This is a genomic window from Frigidibacter sp. SD6-1, assembly GCF_030143255.1.
Taxonomy (GTDB): Bacteria; Pseudomonadota; Alphaproteobacteria; order Rhodobacterales; family Rhodobacteraceae; genus TMP-24.
Genome location: NZ_JARJNR010000001.1, coordinates 885,490 through 900,798, shown reverse-complemented (window position 1 = coordinate 900,798; position 15,309 = coordinate 885,490). Strand labels below are relative to the sequence as shown.

General features: G+C 66.2%; 16 protein-coding genes. 6 read left to right on the top strand and 10 right to left on the bottom strand.

What is annotated here, in order from left to right:
- Positions 1-83: 83 nt before the first annotated feature.
- The gene (locus tag P0645_RS04340) at positions 84-1,118 is read right to left on the bottom strand and encodes an ATP-binding protein (RefSeq protein ID WP_284163327.1); all 1,035 of its coding nucleotides are present in this window, start codon (positions 1,116-1,118) and stop codon (positions 84-86) included.
- Positions 1,119-1,301: 183 nt separating this feature from the next.
- Here P0645_RS04340 and P0645_RS04335 point away from each other — a divergent pair, with 183 nt between their 5' ends.
- Positions 1,302-1,724, top strand: a complete 423-nt coding sequence (locus P0645_RS04335) for a hypothetical protein (RefSeq protein WP_284163326.1) — start codon at positions 1,302-1,304, stop codon at positions 1,722-1,724.
- Here P0645_RS04335 and P0645_RS04330 read toward each other — a convergent pair.
- From P0645_RS04330 to P0645_RS04315, 4 genes are all read right to left on the bottom strand, one after another.
- Positions 1,693-2,661: an agmatinase gene (locus P0645_RS04330; protein WP_284163325.1), complete on the bottom strand. Its 969-nt coding sequence runs from the start codon at positions 2,659-2,661 to the stop codon at positions 1,693-1,695. The genes P0645_RS04335 and P0645_RS04330 overlap by 32 nt on opposite strands.
- Positions 2,662-2,796: 135 nt before the next feature.
- Complete coding sequence (locus P0645_RS04325; RefSeq protein ID WP_284163324.1) at positions 2,797-3,396, bottom strand: HNH endonuclease; 600 nt, start codon at positions 3,394-3,396, stop codon at positions 2,797-2,799.
- 454 nt (positions 3,397-3,850) lie between these two features.
- A complete protein-coding gene (locus P0645_RS04320; protein ID WP_284163323.1) occupies positions 3,851-4,513 on the bottom strand; it encodes an alpha/beta hydrolase in 663 nt (220 codons plus the stop codon).
- On the bottom strand, positions 4,510-5,139 hold the full coding sequence (locus P0645_RS04315) for a DNA-3-methyladenine glycosylase family protein (protein WP_284163322.1): 630 nt from the start codon (positions 5,137-5,139) through the stop codon (positions 4,510-4,512). Before P0645_RS04315 ends, P0645_RS04320 begins: the two co-directional genes overlap by 4 nt.
- Before the next feature lie 93 nt (positions 5,140-5,232).
- Here P0645_RS04315 and P0645_RS04310 point away from each other — a divergent pair, with 93 nt between their 5' ends.
- On the top strand, positions 5,233-6,453 hold the full coding sequence (locus P0645_RS04310) for an MFS transporter (protein ID WP_284163321.1): 1,221 nt from the start codon (positions 5,233-5,235) through the stop codon (positions 6,451-6,453).
- 70 nt (positions 6,454-6,523) lie between these two features.
- Here the strand turns inward: P0645_RS04310 and P0645_RS04305 are convergent, their stop codons facing one another.
- The 3 genes from P0645_RS04305 to cysS all read right to left on the bottom strand — a co-directional run bounded on the left by P0645_RS04305 (position 6,524) and on the right by cysS (position 10,480).
- The gene (locus P0645_RS04305; RefSeq protein WP_284163320.1) at positions 6,524-7,300 is read right to left on the bottom strand and encodes a squalene/phytoene synthase family protein; all 777 of its coding nucleotides are present in this window, start codon (positions 7,298-7,300) and stop codon (positions 6,524-6,526) included.
- Positions 7,297-8,916 (bottom strand): citramalate synthase, encoded by a 1,620-nt coding sequence (gene cimA, locus P0645_RS04300; protein WP_284163319.1) that lies wholly within the window; start codon positions 8,914-8,916, stop codon positions 7,297-7,299. Before cimA ends, P0645_RS04305 begins: the two co-directional genes overlap by 4 nt.
- 151 nt (positions 8,917-9,067) lie before the next feature.
- Positions 9,068-10,480: a cysteine--tRNA ligase gene (gene cysS, locus P0645_RS04295; RefSeq protein ID WP_284163318.1), complete on the bottom strand. Its 1,413-nt coding sequence runs from the start codon at positions 10,478-10,480 to the stop codon at positions 9,068-9,070.
- Between the two features lie 211 nt (positions 10,481-10,691).
- Here cysS and P0645_RS04290 point away from each other — a divergent pair, with 211 nt between their 5' ends.
- On the top strand, positions 10,692-11,036 hold the full coding sequence (locus tag P0645_RS04290) for an MmcQ/YjbR family DNA-binding protein (RefSeq protein WP_284163317.1): 345 nt from the start codon (positions 10,692-10,694) through the stop codon (positions 11,034-11,036).
- A gap of 14 nt (positions 11,037-11,050) precedes the next feature.
- Here the strand turns inward: P0645_RS04290 and P0645_RS04285 are convergent, their stop codons facing one another.
- A complete protein-coding gene (locus P0645_RS04285; protein ID WP_284163316.1) occupies positions 11,051-11,686 on the bottom strand; it encodes a DUF6778 family protein in 636 nt (211 codons plus the stop codon).
- A 208-nt stretch (positions 11,687-11,894) separates the two neighbouring features.
- On the opposite strand from P0645_RS04285, the gene P0645_RS04280 reads away from it, so the two are divergent.
- Entirely contained in the window at positions 11,895-12,743 is an 849-nt protein-coding gene (locus tag P0645_RS04280; protein WP_284163315.1) for a TPM domain-containing protein, read from the top strand.
- A gap of 55 nt (positions 12,744-12,798) precedes the next feature.
- On the opposite strand, the gene P0645_RS04275 is transcribed toward P0645_RS04280, so the two are convergent.
- A complete protein-coding gene (locus P0645_RS04275; protein ID WP_284163314.1) occupies positions 12,799-13,401 on the bottom strand; it encodes an outer membrane protein in 603 nt (200 codons plus the stop codon).
- A gap of 207 nt (positions 13,402-13,608) precedes the next feature.
- Here P0645_RS04275 and P0645_RS04270 point away from each other — a divergent pair, with 207 nt between their 5' ends.
- Both P0645_RS04270 and P0645_RS04265 read left to right on the top strand, forming a co-directional pair.
- Positions 13,609-14,280: a hypothetical protein gene (locus tag P0645_RS04270; protein ID WP_284163313.1), complete on the top strand. Its 672-nt coding sequence runs from the start codon at positions 13,609-13,611 to the stop codon at positions 14,278-14,280.
- 84 nt (positions 14,281-14,364) lie between these two features.
- Positions 14,365-15,309, top strand: a complete 945-nt coding sequence (locus tag P0645_RS04265) for an alpha/beta hydrolase (RefSeq protein WP_284163312.1) — start codon at positions 14,365-14,367, stop codon at positions 15,307-15,309.

Below are 15,309 nucleotides of genomic sequence, written 5' to 3'. Positions count from 1 at the left end.
TGCCGTCATGCTTTTGTGTCGGTTGCGTAACAGTTTGATGACGCCACCCGCCGTGGGGCCGGTGGGGTGGCCTGTCATGCCGATCATGCGGAAGGCAATATCACCGTGAATTTGCTGCCTTTTCCCGGATCGCTTTCGATCTTCAACCGCCCGCGATGGCGGTTGACGATATGTTTTACAATTGCCAGCCCGAGCCCGGTTCCGCCCTTCTCGCGCGAGCGATGGCTGTCGACCCGGTAGAATCGTTCGGTCAGGCGCGGCAGGTGGATCGGGTCGATTCCCTCGCCGCAATCCACCACCTCGACAGCGATGGCAGGTCCTTGAATCTTCGGCTCGCGCGGGACGCGTGTCAGACGGAAGTCCAGCCTTTTCCCCGCCCCGCCATATTTGATGCCATTCTCGGCCAGGTTCTGCAGGATCTGCACAAGCTGATCGGATTCGCCGCGGACCGGATAGGGGGCGCCGTCCTCGATCAGCGCGATCTCCACCCCCGCCGCGGCAGCCTGATCGCGAAGCGTCTGGATCACGCCACGGATCAGGCCCGCCATCTCGACCGTGCCGAGCGGGCGGCGATGTTCCTCCGCCTCGACGCGCGACAGCGACAGAAGATCGCTGACCAGCCGGATCATCCGGCCCGCTTCCCGCTCCATGATGGCAAGAAACCGGTCCCGCGCGGCGGCATCCTCGCGCGCGGCCCCGCGCAGGGTCTCGATGAAGCCCACGAGCGCGGTCAGGGGCGTGCGCAGTTCATGGCTGACATTGGCCACGAAATCGCGGCGCATCGCCGAGGCCTGGTCGAGCGCGGTCTGGTCGTCGAACGAGATGACCGAAGAGGATTCGCTGCCGGTCGGCGCAATATGGACATCGAACTGCCGGTCGCCCGCCCGGGTCATCAGCGCGATACGGATCACGCGCTTCTCGCTCAGGCGCAGGCATTCGGCCAATGTGTCATGGAAATCCGGGTGACGCAGCACATCGGTGACCAGCCGTCCCTCAAGCCCCGCACCGAAAAGGCCCTCGGCCGCGGAATTGGCCAGGACGACGCGATCCACCTCCTCGAGCCACAGAACCGGCATGGGAAGAGCATTCAGGACTGTCGCGAACATCGTGTCTGCCATGATTAACCGCCTCGTAGCACAGTCGCCGCCGGATATGTCGAAATTTTGAAATAATCTGTTTGTGCCAATATTTTTCCTTGTTTGGGCCATGTCCCGCCATAGGATCGGGACGTCGTTCACGATGAACGTGGCCGACGGGGGCCTGCCGCACGGTTCTTCCCACCCATTTCAGACAGCGATCACGTGACAGAAGAAGATTTTTCGCAACTCCCCGACGCGCTCCGGGACATCCTTGCCAGGAACCTGCGTCTCCTTGTCCTCGGCTCCTGCCAGGGGCAGGACGGTTGCGGCCCCGGCACGATGCCAGCCTGGCAAAGCGCCTGCGGCCTTGCCGCGCTGACCGCAGCCTACTGGGCGGGCGGCGCGCCACCCGACGCTGTCCTCGCGCCGCTGCTTGCACCGGATTTCGACATATTGGACGTGGCCGAGCGTCTCACCCGGCTTGGCTTTCGCGGCATCCTGCTGATCTCGACGCCGCGCCTGCCCAACCCCGGCACGGTCCTTGCCGAGATTCGCGGTGCCTGCACAGGGTTTCGCGCCGAACTGGTCGAGATCGCCGAGAGTCAGCCAGACCTTACCGCGGCGGTGGAAGCGCCCGCACCATGAGGCACAGGATCTCGAACATCACCGTCGCCCCGAGATAGGCGGTATTGCCGGTCGGGTCGAAGGGGGGCGAGACTTCCACCACATCCGCACCGACGATATTCAGCCCCAGGCACTCGCGCACCACCTGCAGCGCCTGATAGGCGTTCGGCCCGCCCCATTCCGGCGTGCCCGTCCCCGGTGCGACCGACGGGTCGACGAAATCGATGTCATAGGACAGGTAGGTCGGTCCCTGTCCGACGATCTCGCGCGCCTCGGCCATCACATCCTTGACGCCGCGCGCATGAAACTCCTCGATCCGGATGATGCGGATGCCGTTCGCCTCGGCGAAGTCGATATCGACGAAATCGTAGGTCGTGCCGCGGATGCCGATCTGGACCATGCGCTTGGGGTCGAGAAGCCCCTCCTCGACCGCCTGGCGAAAGGGGTTGCCATGGGTCAGGACCTTGCCGCCGAAATAGACGGGGTAAAGATCGGTGTGGCTGTCGAAATGCATCAGGCCCAGCGGCCCGTCGGCGGCGATGCCGCGCAGGACGGGCAGCGTGCAGAGGTGATCGCCACCGGCGCTCAAGGGGCGGATGCCGCGCGCCTTGATATCCTTGTAATAGGCGGTGAACCGGTCGAGCGTGTCCATCACATCGACCGGGTTCGGGCCGACATCGCCGAGGTCGGCGCAATTGGCGGCCTCGAACGGCCGGATGCGGTGGATCGGATGTTCGGCCCGGATCATGGTCGAGGCATCGCGCATCGCCCGCGGCCCGTGTCGCGGGCCAGGGCGGTTCGACACGGCGCTGTCGAACGGCAGGCCGATCAGGCCGATATCGACCTCGCCGATGCGGGGATGATCCAGCGGCACATGCGGCAGCCGCATGAAGGTCGGAATGCCCGCGAAACGCGGCATCTGCATACCCGAAACGGGCCTGAAGAACGGATCGGTCATGACTATCCCCCCTTGGCGCGACGCTAAACGAGCGATCCGGCGCGGTAAAGACCGCCCGGCGATGACGCGCGCCAAAATCCTTCGAAGGATTTTGCCAAGAATTTTCGAAAATTCTTGGCCCGCCCTCCCCCGGCGTCAGGCATCCAGTTCCGCGTCCCAGTAAAGGAAATCCATCCAGCTGTCGTGCAGATAGTTCGGCGGGAAACGGCGGCCGACCTGCTGCATCTCCTCGGCCGTCGGTCGATGCGGCGGGCGGCGCAGGTGCAGGCCGGATTGCTTCAGGTTCTTGTTGCCCTTCCTCAGATTGCAGGGCGAACAGGCCGCCACGACATTCTCCCAGCTCGTCACCCCGCCTTTGGAACGCGGCAGCACATGATCGAAGGTCAGATCGCCACGCGAACCGCAATACTGGCAGCAGAATTCGTCCCTGAGAAAAAGATTGAAGCGCGTGAAGGCCACGCGCTTCTGGGGTCTGACAAATTCCTTCAGGACCACGACCGAGGGTATTCGGAAGGCCGCGCGCTGGCTGTGGACCATCTGCTCGTACTCGGCCAGGATCGTCACCCGGTCGAGGAAGACCGCCTTGATCGCCTCCTGCCAGGGCCAGAGCGACAAGGGGTAGTAGGACAGCGGCCGGAAATCCGCGTTCAGCACCAGCGCGGGATAGTGCTTGAGCGCCGAGGGCTCTCGCACGAATGTCGTCCTGAAATCGTCGCTGTCCGTCCGGTCGAGCATTCCAAAGACACCTCACGCTTGGACCCGAGCGGGTCCGGGAGCGGGAGCGCCGCTCCACCTTATCCACAACTATATCTGGCGTTTCGCGCCTGACAAGCCCCGCTATATTCCCGGCGCCGCACAGAATTGTGACGCGCTGGCCGCAACAGGCGGCCCCGGAAGCATGAAAGGCTGGGCAGGTCGGGCTTGGTCTGGTATCAGGACCGGCGCGCGCGGCGGGCGGTCGCTTCGGCCTTGACCGGAACGCGCCGCGCACGGGCTTCGATCAGGGCAAGAAGCACCAGCGAAGTCAGGGCGAGAAGGCTCATTCGGTCGTCTCCCAAGGATTCGGTACACCCAAGGTAACCATCAGAAGGCGGGATGCAAGGGCGGGCGGCGGATTTTTGCCTGAGACGCGACAATCTTCCTGCTTTCCGGTGGTCGATCGCGCAAGAAACCTGCTGAAAGCGGCCGCTCAGCCCGCCAGCCGCTCGCGCATGAACTGAAGCGCCACCGAAAGCCCGTCGGGCGCGATGCCGTGGCCGGTGCCCTTCATGACATGGCCATAGGTCTCGAATCCCGCTGCCGCCAGCGTCTGGCCTGCGAGCTGCATATCGGCGAAGGGCACCATCGGATCGGCATCGCCATGCACCAGAAGCACCGGCGGTTTCGACCGCGCCTCGGCCTCCAGCCGCTCGGGCACGAGAAGCCGACCGGAGAAGGCGACGATCCCCGCGACCGGTTCGGCCCGCCGAGGCGCGACATGGAGCGCCATCATCGTGCCTTGCGAGAAACCAAAGAGAACAAGCCGGTCGGGCGCGAGAGCGCAGTCGGCGAGCCGCGCCGCGATGAAAGCGTCAAGATCGGCAGCCGCGCGGGCGAGGCCCGCCTGTGCCTCGGCCTCGCTCGATCCGTCGAGCCAGGGGATCGGGAACCATTGCCGTCCGAACGGGTTGCCCGCGCAGGGTTCGGGCGCGTCTGGCGCGATGAAAGCCGTTTCGGGCAGGTGCGGGGCCAGCGGATCGGCGAGGCCCAGAAGATCGGCCCCGTCGGCGCCATAGCCATGCAGGAAGATCACCAGCGAGCTCGCATTGCCCGACCGGGCCTCTTTCGTCGCAAATTGCAGATCGCGCGTCATCTGATCCCTTCCCGGCTTTTCACATGGCGGTAGTAGGCCCAGAGCGCGCGCGCCGCAACCGCCCGCCAGGGCGACCAGTCCTCGGCCATGGCGCGCAGCGCCCTATCCGATGGCCGGTCTTCCAGTTCGAACAGCATCCGCGCCGCTTCCTGAAGGGCGAGATCGCCGGGCGCAAACACGTCGGCGCGGCCGAGCGAGAACATCGCATAGATTTCCGCCGTCCAGCGCCCGATCCCCGGCAGGGCGACCAGCGCCGCGATCACCTCTTCGTCGGAGCGGGCGGCGAGCCCGTCGAAATCGAGGCCCGCCGAGGCAAGCGCCATCGCATAGCGGATCTTCTGGCGCGACAGGCCGCAGGCGCGCAAGGCCGCCTCGCCCGCCGCGGCGACCGCCGGGGCCTCGGTCAGGCCCTGCGCCTCCAGCCGCCGCCAGATCGCATCGGCCGAAGCGACCGAAACCTGTTGCGACATGATCGCGTCCAGAAGGGCACCAAAGCCGCCGGGATTACGGCGCAGGGGCAAGGGGCCGACATCTGCCAAAGCGCGCGCGAGGCGCGGGTCGCGGGCCGAAAGCCAGGCTGCACCCTCCGCCAGATCGTCCGCCGTTTCGATGATCCGTCCGACCATGGCGCCTCCCCTGCCCTCACCTAACGGCTGGGGCACCGTGGCGAAAGCGCTTTCGCCTTGCGGAGGCCTGAACTTTCGGCTCTAGCTCCGCCCATGACCGACATGAGCCTTCCCCAGTCTGACGACCGCCGCGCCCGCCGCAATGTGATGGTGCTCGTGGCCGCGCAGGCGATCATGGGCTCGCAGATGCCGATGATCTTCATCGTCGGCGGTCTTGCCGGACAGATGCTGGCAACGAACCGCTGCTGGGCGACGCTGCCCATTTCGATGATCGTGCTCGGCTCGATGCTGTCGGCCAATCCCCTGTCCGCACTGATGGCGCGCTACGGCCGTGCGGCGGGCTTTGTCGCGGGCGCGCTTTTCGGTGCGCTCGGGGCCGGGGTCGCGGCGGTCGCACTGACCAAAGGCTCCTTCGCGCTCTTTCTCGCGGGCTCTCTGCTGACCGGAACCTACATGTCCGCGCAGGGCTTCTACCGGTTCGCCGCCGCCGACACCGCGAGCCCCGAGTTCCGCCCGAAGGCGATTTCCTACGTGATGGCGGGCGGCCTCGCCTCGGCGCTTGTCGGGCCGGAACTGGCCAAGCACACCAATGACGCGATGGCCGTCACCTTCCTTGGCACCTATCTGGCGGTGGTGGCGCTGAACCTCGTGGGTTCGCTCCTCTTCCTCGGCCTCGACATTCCCAAACCCGCGCGCGCGGCGGACGGCGCTTTGCCCGGCCGCAGCCGGCGCGCGCTTCTGCGCGATCCGACCATTCTGGTCGCGATGGTCTGTGCGATGGTCGCCTATGCCTTGATGAACCTCGTGATGACCTCGACGCCGCTGGCCGTCGTCGGTTGCGGCTATTCGACCGGCAATGCCGCCGATATCGTCCGCGCCCATGTGTTGGCGATGTTCGCACCCGCCTTCTTCACCGGCCATCTGATCAACCGGTTCGGTGCGCCCATGATCATCGGCACGGGACTTGCAATCCTCGCGGGCGCCGGAGCCGTCGCCCTGACCGGGGTTCAGATCGAGCAGTTCTATGTCGCGCTGATCCTGCTCGGCCTTGGCTGGAACTTCGGTTTCATCGGCGCGACGACGCTTCTGTCTTCGGCCCACCGGCCAGAGGAGAAGGGCCGGATCCAGGGCATCAACGATTTCGTCGTCTTCGGCGGTGTCACCGCCGCCTCCCTCTCGTCCGGCGTCCTGATGAATTGTTCTGGCACCGATGTCGTTGCGGGCTGGAATGCGGTCAATATCGCCATGCTGCCCTTTCTGGTGCTGGCGGGCGCCTCGCTCATCTGGCTCGCGCTGCGTCCGGTGGAGCGCTGAGGGGGGCGCTGCCCCCGTCCCGAACCTGCGGTCCGGGACTCCCCCGGGATATTTGAGAACGGAAGAGGGGTCAGAAGCGCCAGAGAAGTGCCCGTGTGGCGAGGTGCCAGTGCCGGGCGAAGGGTGATGGCGCCAGTGCCCCGGCGGCAATGAGCGCGGCGCGGCGGGCGGCGCGGCGGAGGATCGCCGCCGCCGATGCGCCGGGCCAGAGGGCGGGAACGGACTCGCGCGGGATGGTCGGCGCTGACTTCCGCGCCGCGGCGATCCGGCCGAGCCCTTCCTGCGCTAGAAGGCCGAGCGCCGCGGGGCGGCCATCGGCGAAGGGCAGGCGGCCGCGCCTTTCCAGTTCCGGCGCGGCCATCAGATAGGCCGAAAGCCCCGCGCCCCATGCGAAATCCCTGACCGCCGCTTCTGCCTGATCGGGCGCGCCGAGCAGGCGGGCGGCGGCCCACATCAGGTTTCCCGAAGTGGCATCGAGATAGGCGTCGAAAGCCCCGCGGTCGGCAAAGGCCTCGCTCCAGCAGTCCCAACGCCGGGCCTCTGCCAGGCCGGTCAGGAGCGTTGTCAGCTCGGCCTTGCCGCTGAGCAGCGGCAGGAGCGCCCCGGTCACCGGATGGCCGTTCCGTGCCCGGCCCTGCCCCAGCCCCTCGAGCGTATCGATCCACCATTGCAGGCGCATCTCGGCGACCATCGGTTCGGCCGAGACCCAGGGCGCGCGGGCAATCTCGAGATTAAGCGCATAGAGTGGCCAGAGCGTGGCCCGCGCCGCGACAGGCGCCGCCATCGTGGCCGCAAAACGGACCGGATCGCCCGCCTGAACCAGGGAAGCGCAACCGGTGAGGCTCACACCGGCACCGCCCCGTCATGGACGAGCTTCCAGGTGATCGCATCCAGCAGCGCCTCGAACGAGGCGTCGACGATGTTGGGGCTGACCCCGACGGTCGACCAGCGGTGGCCCGCGCTGTCCTCGCTGTCGATGATGACGCGGGTGACCGCCTCGGTGCCGCCTTGCGTGATCCTGACCTTGAAATCCACCAGTCTCATGTCGGCGATATAGCGCTGGTAGGGGCCTAGGTCCTTGGCCAGCGCCTTCGACAAGGCGTTGACCGGGCCGCGGTCCGATCCGGTCTCGTCCATCGATTCCGAGACCGACAGCATCTTCTCGCCGCCGATCTTCACCACGACGACCGCCTCGGACAGCGTCACCATCTCGTTATGCTTGTTCTTCCGCCGCTCGACCGTGACGCGGTAGCGTTTCACTTCGAAGAAGTCGGGCAGCAACCCGAGTTCCCGCCGCGCAAGAAGTTCGAACGATCCCTGTGCCCCGTCATAGGCATAGCCCTCGTCCTCGCGCCGCTTGACCTCATCAAGGATGCGGGAGAGGGCGCCAGCGTCCGGCGCCTCGATTCCGGCGGCGGCGAGGCGGGCGCGGAGGTTCGACTGACCCGCCTGATTGGACATCGGGATGATCCGGTCGTTGCCGACCAGCGCGGGGTCGACATGTTCGTAGGTGGCGGGGTCCTTCAGGATCGCGCTCGCATGCAGCCCCGCCTTGTGGGCGAAGGCCGAGGCGCCGACATAGGCGGCGGCCTTGAGCGGCACGCGGTTCAATATGTCGTCGAGCATGCGGCTTGTGCGTGTCAGATGGGTCAGCGCCTCTGGGGTCACGCCGGTCTCGTAGCGGCTGGCGTAGGGCTCCTTGAGAAGGAGTGTCGGGATCAGAGCGGTAAGATTGGCGTTGCCGCAACGCTCGCCCAGACCGTTGAGCGTGCCCTGGATCTGGCGCGCCCCCGCATCGACGGCGGCGAGCGAGGCCGCCACGGCGTTTTCGGTGTCATTGTGGGTATGGATGCCGAGCCGGTCGCCGGGGATGCCCGCGGCGATCACGTCGGCGGTGATCCGGCCGACCTCGGCAGGCAGCGTGCCGCCGTTCGTGTCGCAAAGGACGATCCAGCGGGCGCCCGCGTCGTGCGCGGCCTTCAGGCAGGAAAGCGCATAGGCGGGGTTGGCGCGGTAGCCGTCGAAGAAATGTTCGGCGTCGAAGAGTGCTTCGCGCCCTTGGGCGACCAGATGGGCGATCGAGGCGCGGATGTTCTCAAGATTTTCGTCGAGCGTGATGCCGAGGGCAGTCGCGACATGAAAATCGTGGGTCTTGCCGACCAGACAGACGGCAGGCGTTCCGGCATTCAGAACGGCCGCCAGCACATCGTCATTCGCCGCAGACCGCCCTGCCCGCTTGGTCATGCCGAAGGCGGTGAAGGTGGCGCGGGTCTGGGGGCGTGCGGCGAAGAAATCGCTGTCGGTCGGATTGGCACCGGGCCAACCGCCCTCGATATGGTCGAGGCCCAACTCGTCGAGCGCCTGGGCGATCTGGACCTTCTCGGCGACCGAGAACTGCACGCCCTGGGTCTGCTGCCCGTCGCGCAGCGTGGTGTCGTAGAGGTAGAGGCGCTCGCGGGTCATCGCGCACACCCGCCCCGGACCTGATCCGGGGCCTCGTGAAACGCCAGGAGGTCCCGGGTCAAGCCCGGGACGGGGGGAGCTTTGCATGTCGGACGGTTCGCACGGGCGCGTCCTGCCGAGCCTGCGCCGCCCCTGCATTGGAGCGCGCGGGTCATTTCAGGGCCTCAAGTTTTGCGGGGTCGAAGTCCGGGCCAGGAACGAGTTCCACTCCACCTTTCGACATTCGCACCTCGACGCCTGCTGCAAGCAACCGCGCTTTGAGTTGATCAACGAGCGAGAAATCCTTGCTCGCGAGCGCGTGCTGGCGCAGTTCTCCGAAACGTGCTTCGTGAGCCAAAAGGACGCGCATGTTTGCCATGTCATTGCGAAGATCGTCCTGCCAGTCTTCACCAAAGCCCACGAGCTCCAACGACGCCAACAATTCATCTGCATCACCTTGCGCCGAAAGCTGGTGCAAACGAGAAATCGCAAGCGATGTGTTCAGATCGTCGCAAAGGGCGGCGTACACACTATCTGGCGTAACCGATGGTCGCTTCCTGACAGAAACGTGGCTCGTTTGTTGTCGCCATTTCCAAAGCGTCTCTTTCGCCTGCCGCGCCTTCTCCTCCGTCCAGTCCATTGGCTTGGAATAATGCGTCTGCAGGAACACGAACCGTATCACCTCGCCCGGCACGCCCTTGTCCAGTAAATCCCTGACGGTGAAGAAATTGCCCAAGCTCTTGGACATCTTCTTGCCCTCGACCTGCAGCATCTCGTTATGCATCCAGACCTTTGCGAACTCCGCCTTGGGGTGGGCGCATTTCGATTGGGCGATCTCGTTCGCGTGGTGGGGGAATTGCAGGTCGATCCCGCCCGCATGAATGTCGAACGACTCGCCCAGAAGATCATGGCTCATGGCTGAGCATTCGATGTGCCAGCCGGGGCGGCCGCGACCCCAGGGGCTGTCCCAGCCGGGCAGGTCCTTGTCCGAGGGTTTCCACAGGACGAAGTCCATCGGATCCTCCTTGAAGGGCGCGACCTCGACCCGGGCGCCCGCGATCATGTCGTCGATCGACCGGCCGGAGAGCTTGCCGTATTCGGCGTACGACCGGACGCGGAAGAGGACGTGGCCCTCCTTCTCATAGGCGTGACCCGAGGCGATCAGCCCTTCGATCATCGCCACCATCTGGGGGATGAATTCGGTCGCGCGCGGCTCGTGGTCGGGGCGGAGCGCGCCGAGTGCATCCATGTCGTCGTGATACCATCGGATGGTCTCATTCGACCGCTCGCGGATCAGCTCTTCCAGCGTACCCGCCGCGCCTGCCGCCTTGCGGTTCTGCGCGGTTTCGTTGATGCGGTCGTCCACATCGGTGAAGTTGCGCACATAGGTCACATGACCCGCGCCATAGACATGGCGCAGAAGCCGGTAGAGCACGTCGAAGACGATGACGGGCCGGGCATTGCCCAGATGCGCGCGGTCATAGACGGTCGGTCCGCAGACATACATGCGGACATTCTTTGGGTCGATCGGCGCGAAGGTCTCCTTCGTTCGGGTCTTGGTATTGTAAAGCCTGATATCGGTCATGTCCGTCCCTTACGCACGCGCATCTGCCCTGGGGCGGGACATACCTTGTTCACTTGGATTGGGAAACAGAGGAACGGCCCGCCTGACGAAGTCAGAGGGTAATGCAGCAAATGCAGATGATGCCGTTCGTCGTCATGACGGAATGCATGCCCCCAACCGCGCAGGAACGCAAGGCTTTTCTCGCGCATCCTGCGGGCGTAGAGTTCATACCATGAGCCGTGAACGTGTGAACCGCATCTGCGCGACCTTCCCCGGTGCCGAGGTCTCGGACCCCTGGGGTGGCGGGCATGATGCCTGGAAGGTGGGGGGCAAGATGTTCGCCTGCGTGGGCGCCATCCAGACAGGCGTCTCGGTCAAGACCGATTCCATCGAGGCCGCCGAGATGCTGATCGCCGCCGGGATCGGCATCCGCGCGCCCTATTTCCATCGCTCGTGGATCTATCTGCCGGAAACGATCCCTGATGAGGAACTGCGCCACAGGCTGGCGCAGTCCTACCGGATCGTGCGGGCGGGGCTTGCGCGGAAGGTTCAGGCCGTGCTTGCCCCGTTCGACTAGCGTGACACGCCGCTTCAGGCGCCCGCGCGGCTGAAGCTGCCGCGATTGTCGGGCGCGAGGCTCAGCCAGGCCTGGATCGTGCGCGCCACATGCGCCTGGATCTGTGATTTCTGCGTCTCGCCCCGGACACGCGCCTCGATCATCTCGCGGCCGGTCAACGCGGGCAGCGACGCCTCCATTTCAGAGGGTCCGACCAGAACTTCGCCGGTGCGCGCGTTCACGACCTTCATGATGAAGTTGACGTTGTGGACGCCGATATTCTTGTAGGGCAGCGCTTCCGCCTCGAACGTCAGCGCATGGAAGCGGGTCATGGTGACCTCGAACCGCACTGGCGTCGATCCGCGCAGCCCGCTCGCGCCGCGCGCGATCGCGTCGCGCATGAGCTTCTCGACCTGCGCATGGCGATCACCTTCGGGGTCCTCGCGCCAGACGATGTCCGCTTTCGGCTCGTAGCTGCGCTGCTCGGAGACCGAGAGGGAACGTGGCGCCGTCACCACGACGTTCGCCAGGCGCCAGCTGCGCGCCACATCGGCCGGGACCGGCTGGTCGTAGTAGGTCCGGAAGGCTTCCCCCCCGCCGCCGACGCAGCCGGCGGTCACACCGAGGGCGCAGAGCGCCGTTCCGAGAAATGCCCTGCGTGAAAGTGACATGTCAAACCTCGTTACTGTTCTTCGTTGGTTGGGGCGGAAATTCCGCCCGATGATGCGTCAATATCATGAACAATGACCTAGCGGTATCTCTCAGGAGAAAATGTCGGAATTGGCGCGAAAGCGCGACGGTCGTGCGACATGGCCTTCAGCATTGCCGCGGGGTGCTGCTGCCGGTTACACACTGCTGAACGGGGATCGGAGGTCGATGATGGTGCGTGTCGTTCTTGCCCTGCTTGCGGCCCTTTGCCTGACAGGCCCAGCCGTCGCCGCGACCTATCCCGAACCGTCGGATATATACCTGACCGATCTGGCGCGCCTCCTCCCGGAAACCGACGCCGCCGCACTGCGCGACAAGCTTCGCGCGTTGAAGGCGGAAACCGGGGTCGAGGTGACGGTCGTCACCCTGCCATCGCAGGCGGACTATGACCCGGGCGTCGCGGTCGAGCGTTTCGCGCAGGACCTGTTCAATCGCTGGGGCGTCGGGCGGCCCGATCTGAACGACGGGATCATGCTTCTCATTCTCAGCGAGGATCGCACCGTGCGGGTGCAGCTTGGCACGGGCTATGATCAGGGCTTCGATGTGACCGCGCAGGATATCGTCAGCCGCTGGATCGTGCCGGAGATGCGCGCCGGGCGCGCCGCAGCCGCCATCTCGGCGGGCGTCGAAGAGTTGATCAGGCGTGTCGTTCGCCGCCATCTGGCCGAACTGCCGCCCGAGGCGCTGCCCTCGCAGAAGGGCAGGAGCCGTCACGACCTGATCTCGGTACTGATCGGGATTGCAAGCGCGGGCGTGATGGTTCTCGCGATATTCCGCCGTCGGATCGAAGGCTGGATGCTTCCCTGGCGTCGCTGCCCGGCTTGCGGGCGCCGGGGTCTGCATCGCGAACATGCCGCACCTGGTGACGAGATGGCCGGTCGCCACCTCGCCCGCTGCGACAACTGCGACTGGCGCGACGAAGGCCGCGCGCGAGCTTCGCACCATGCAGGCGGTGACCGCAACGACGGCAAGTTCGGTGGTGGACGTTCCTCCGGCGGAGGGGCGACCGGGCGGTGGTGATGGCCCGGTCGCTGGCCGGATGCAGGCCGGTGCATGCCCGCATCCGGCGGTCGGGTCAGAAGCGGAAGCCTAGATTGACGCTCGCGGTCGTGGCATCAAGATCGGTGCCGGTGTTGCCGAAATCATTGAACCGGTTGGTCAGGACCTCGCCCCCCAGCGTCCATTGATTGGTGAGAGCATAGTCAAGACCCACACCGCCGAACCAGCCATTGTCACTGACGCTCGCCCCGCCGATATCGGCCTTGGCGCGCGCGGCACCCGCGGTCCCGTAAAGGAAGGTCCGGCCAAGATCGGCACCGGCGCGGAACTTCAGGCGCGCTATGGAATCGAGAGTGTCGCCCGCGTTGCCGAGGTCGATATTCGTCTTGTCCCAATCGAGGCCGACACCGGCGATCCACTGGCCGAAATCCCAGTCATAGCCGCCCGCGATGCCATAGGTGGCGCCGGTGCCGTCATTGGCGCCATGCGACGCGTCACCATAGCCGAGCTTCGCGCCGACCCAGCCGCCGGTCCAGTCCGCGCTCGGCGCAATCACCGGCGCAGGCGCGACGACGGGCGCCTCGGGCTCAGGCGCGGCGAGGCCGCCTGCGCTGGCCGGAAGGCCGAGCCCGGCGCCAAGGGCGAGTGCCAGCCCGGTCCTGAAAAATGCCTCTTTCATTCTCTTCTCCTTTGGTTGCCGCAGACCCGGCCGGGTCGGAGGGGAAGGGAGCGATGCTCCGTCGGGAAGTGCCGGGCCTGCGGTCCTCTCCCACATGGCGCCATGCTTTCCCTCTGCCAAGAGGCGGGCACGCAAGCGTGATGAGGACGGCGGCAACTGTCCTGCGGTCGGCATCTTTCGGCTTGCCGCATCGGCGAAAGCCTGCCCATGCTGACGCCCGCAGGCAAGGTTCAGCCGGACCGCCGCCGCCGCCCGAGGTCGCAGATGTCGCACCAGAACCGCACGACCCCTTTCTCCTCGGTCATCGCCGATCCGGCGCGTGGCCTCTTCATGGGCAATCGCGGCTGCCTGCATCGTGCGGACGGTCAGATCATCCGCGCTTACGCGGGCAAGCGCTGGATCACCTGCCTGACCCGCTTCAAGGGCCGCAGGCGCGCGCTCCTGCAACCCGGCCGCTATACCGAGCTGTTCTTCCTTGACGAGGCGGTCGCGCTTGCCGCCGGACATCGTCCCTGCGCGGAATGTCGTCGCGACGATTACCGGCGCTTTCAGGCCGCCTGGCGCGCGGCGGGCCTGCCTGAAGCGCCGGGGGCCGACGCCATGGACCTTGTCCTGCACACGGCCCGGCTCGATCCGGCGACCGGGCAGCAGCGCCATCACCGGGCGGATGCCGACGCGCTGCCCGACGGTGCCTTCGCGCTGGGCGACGACCTCCCCCTTCTGAAGCATCGCGGCCGTTTCCTGCCCTGGCGTCCCGGCGGCTATGCACCCGCCCTGCCCCGCCCGCCGCGCGGCCCGGTCACGGTGCTGACGCCTGCGCCGCTTGTCCGCATTCTCGTCGCTGGGTACCAGCCCGTGCTCCATCCATCGGCAGGCTGAGGCCGCTTACCGCCCTCTCCTGTCGCAAACGCACGCGCCCTTCGCGCCCGGCAGTGGAACTCTGAACGAGGAGAGGAGCCGCCCTTGCCCGACTATCAGAAACTGATCGACGCCGAGACCTGGGCCTTCATACGGGAAAGCGAAAGCTGGTATCCGCCGGAAACCGCAACCTACCCGATCGACCGCCAGCGCGCGATCTATGACGCAATGTGCCGCGCCTTCCATCGCGGCTATCCGCCGGGTCTTTCGGTCGAGGATCGCCCCTTTGGTGGCGTTCCCTGTCGCGTCTACTGCCCCGGCGCGCCTGCACCCGCCGCGACGGTTGTCTATCTTCACGGCGGCGGCTTCGTGGTCGGCGGGCTGGAAAGCCACGACGATGTCTGCGCCGAGATTGCGGTTCACAGCGGCTACCGCGTGGTCGCAGCCGACTATCGCCTTGCGCCGGAACACCGCCACCCGGCACATTTCGACGATGCGCTGGCGGCTTTCCGCGCCGTGGCGGCGGCTTTTCCCGGCCCTCTTGTCCTGGCGGGTGACAGCGCGGGCGGCAACCTCGCGGCCGCCGTGGCCCATGCCACGCGGAAGCTCGGATTGCCCCTTCGCGGCCAGGTGCTGATCTATCCGGGCCTTGGCGGCGACAAGGACAAGGGCAGCTACATCGACCATGCCGAGGCGCCGATGCTGACCCGTGACGATGTGCTATTCTACGGTACTGTCCGCTACGAGAGTGGCGTAGAGCCCCAAAGCGACCCGACCGCGCAGCCGCTCGCCGATCACGACTTCGCCGGCCTGCCGCCCACGCTGATCCATGTCGCCGAATGTGATCCGCTCGCCGACGACGGACCGGCCTATACCGAGAAGGTCCGGCGCGCGGGAGGGCAGGCCCATTGCGTGATCGAACCCGGCCTCGTCCACGGATATCTCCGCGCCCGCCGCACCGTCGGTCGCGCGGAACGCAGCTTTGCCCTTATCATCGAGGGCATCCGCGCGCTCGGGCGCGGAGAGATCCCCTGGCGCGGCGCCTTGTGA

Bases quoted from the DNA above. Each gene is read 5' to 3' on its own strand.
- cimA (WP_284163319.1), bottom strand. From the start codon at position 8,916: ATGACCCGCGAGCGCCTCTACCTCTACGACACCACGCTGCGCGACGGG.
- P0645_RS04340 (WP_284163327.1), bottom strand. From the start codon at position 1,118: ATGGCAGACACGATGTTCGCGACAGTCCTGAATGCTCTTCCCATGCCG.
- P0645_RS04275 (WP_284163314.1), bottom strand. From the start codon at position 13,401: ATGAAAGAGGCATTTTTCAGGACCGGGCTGGCACTCGCCCTTGGCGCC.
- P0645_RS04270 (WP_284163313.1), top strand. From the start codon at position 13,609: ATGCTGACGCCCGCAGGCAAGGTTCAGCCGGACCGCCGCCGCCGCCCG.
- P0645_RS04310 (WP_284163321.1), top strand. From the start codon at position 5,233: ATGACCGACATGAGCCTTCCCCAGTCTGACGACCGCCGCGCCCGCCGC.
- P0645_RS04285 (WP_284163316.1), bottom strand. From the start codon at position 11,686: ATGTCACTTTCACGCAGGGCATTTCTCGGAACGGCGCTCTGCGCCCTC.
- P0645_RS04330 (WP_284163325.1), bottom strand. From the start codon at position 2,661: ATGACCGATCCGTTCTTCAGGCCCGTTTCGGGTATGCAGATGCCGCGT.
- P0645_RS04315 (WP_284163322.1), bottom strand. From the start codon at position 5,139: ATGGTCGGACGGATCATCGAAACGGCGGACGATCTGGCGGAGGGTGCA.
- P0645_RS04325 (WP_284163324.1), bottom strand. From the start codon at position 3,396: ATGCTCGACCGGACGGACAGCGACGATTTCAGGACGACATTCGTGCGA.
- P0645_RS04280 (WP_284163315.1), top strand. From the start codon at position 11,895: ATGGTGCGTGTCGTTCTTGCCCTGCTTGCGGCCCTTTGCCTGACAGGC.
- P0645_RS04290 (WP_284163317.1), top strand. From the start codon at position 10,692: ATGAGCCGTGAACGTGTGAACCGCATCTGCGCGACCTTCCCCGGTGCC.
- cysS (WP_284163318.1), bottom strand. From the start codon at position 10,480: ATGACCGATATCAGGCTTTACAATACCAAGACCCGAACGAAGGAGACC.
- P0645_RS04320 (WP_284163323.1), bottom strand. From the start codon at position 4,513: ATGACGCGCGATCTGCAATTTGCGACGAAAGAGGCCCGGTCGGGCAAT.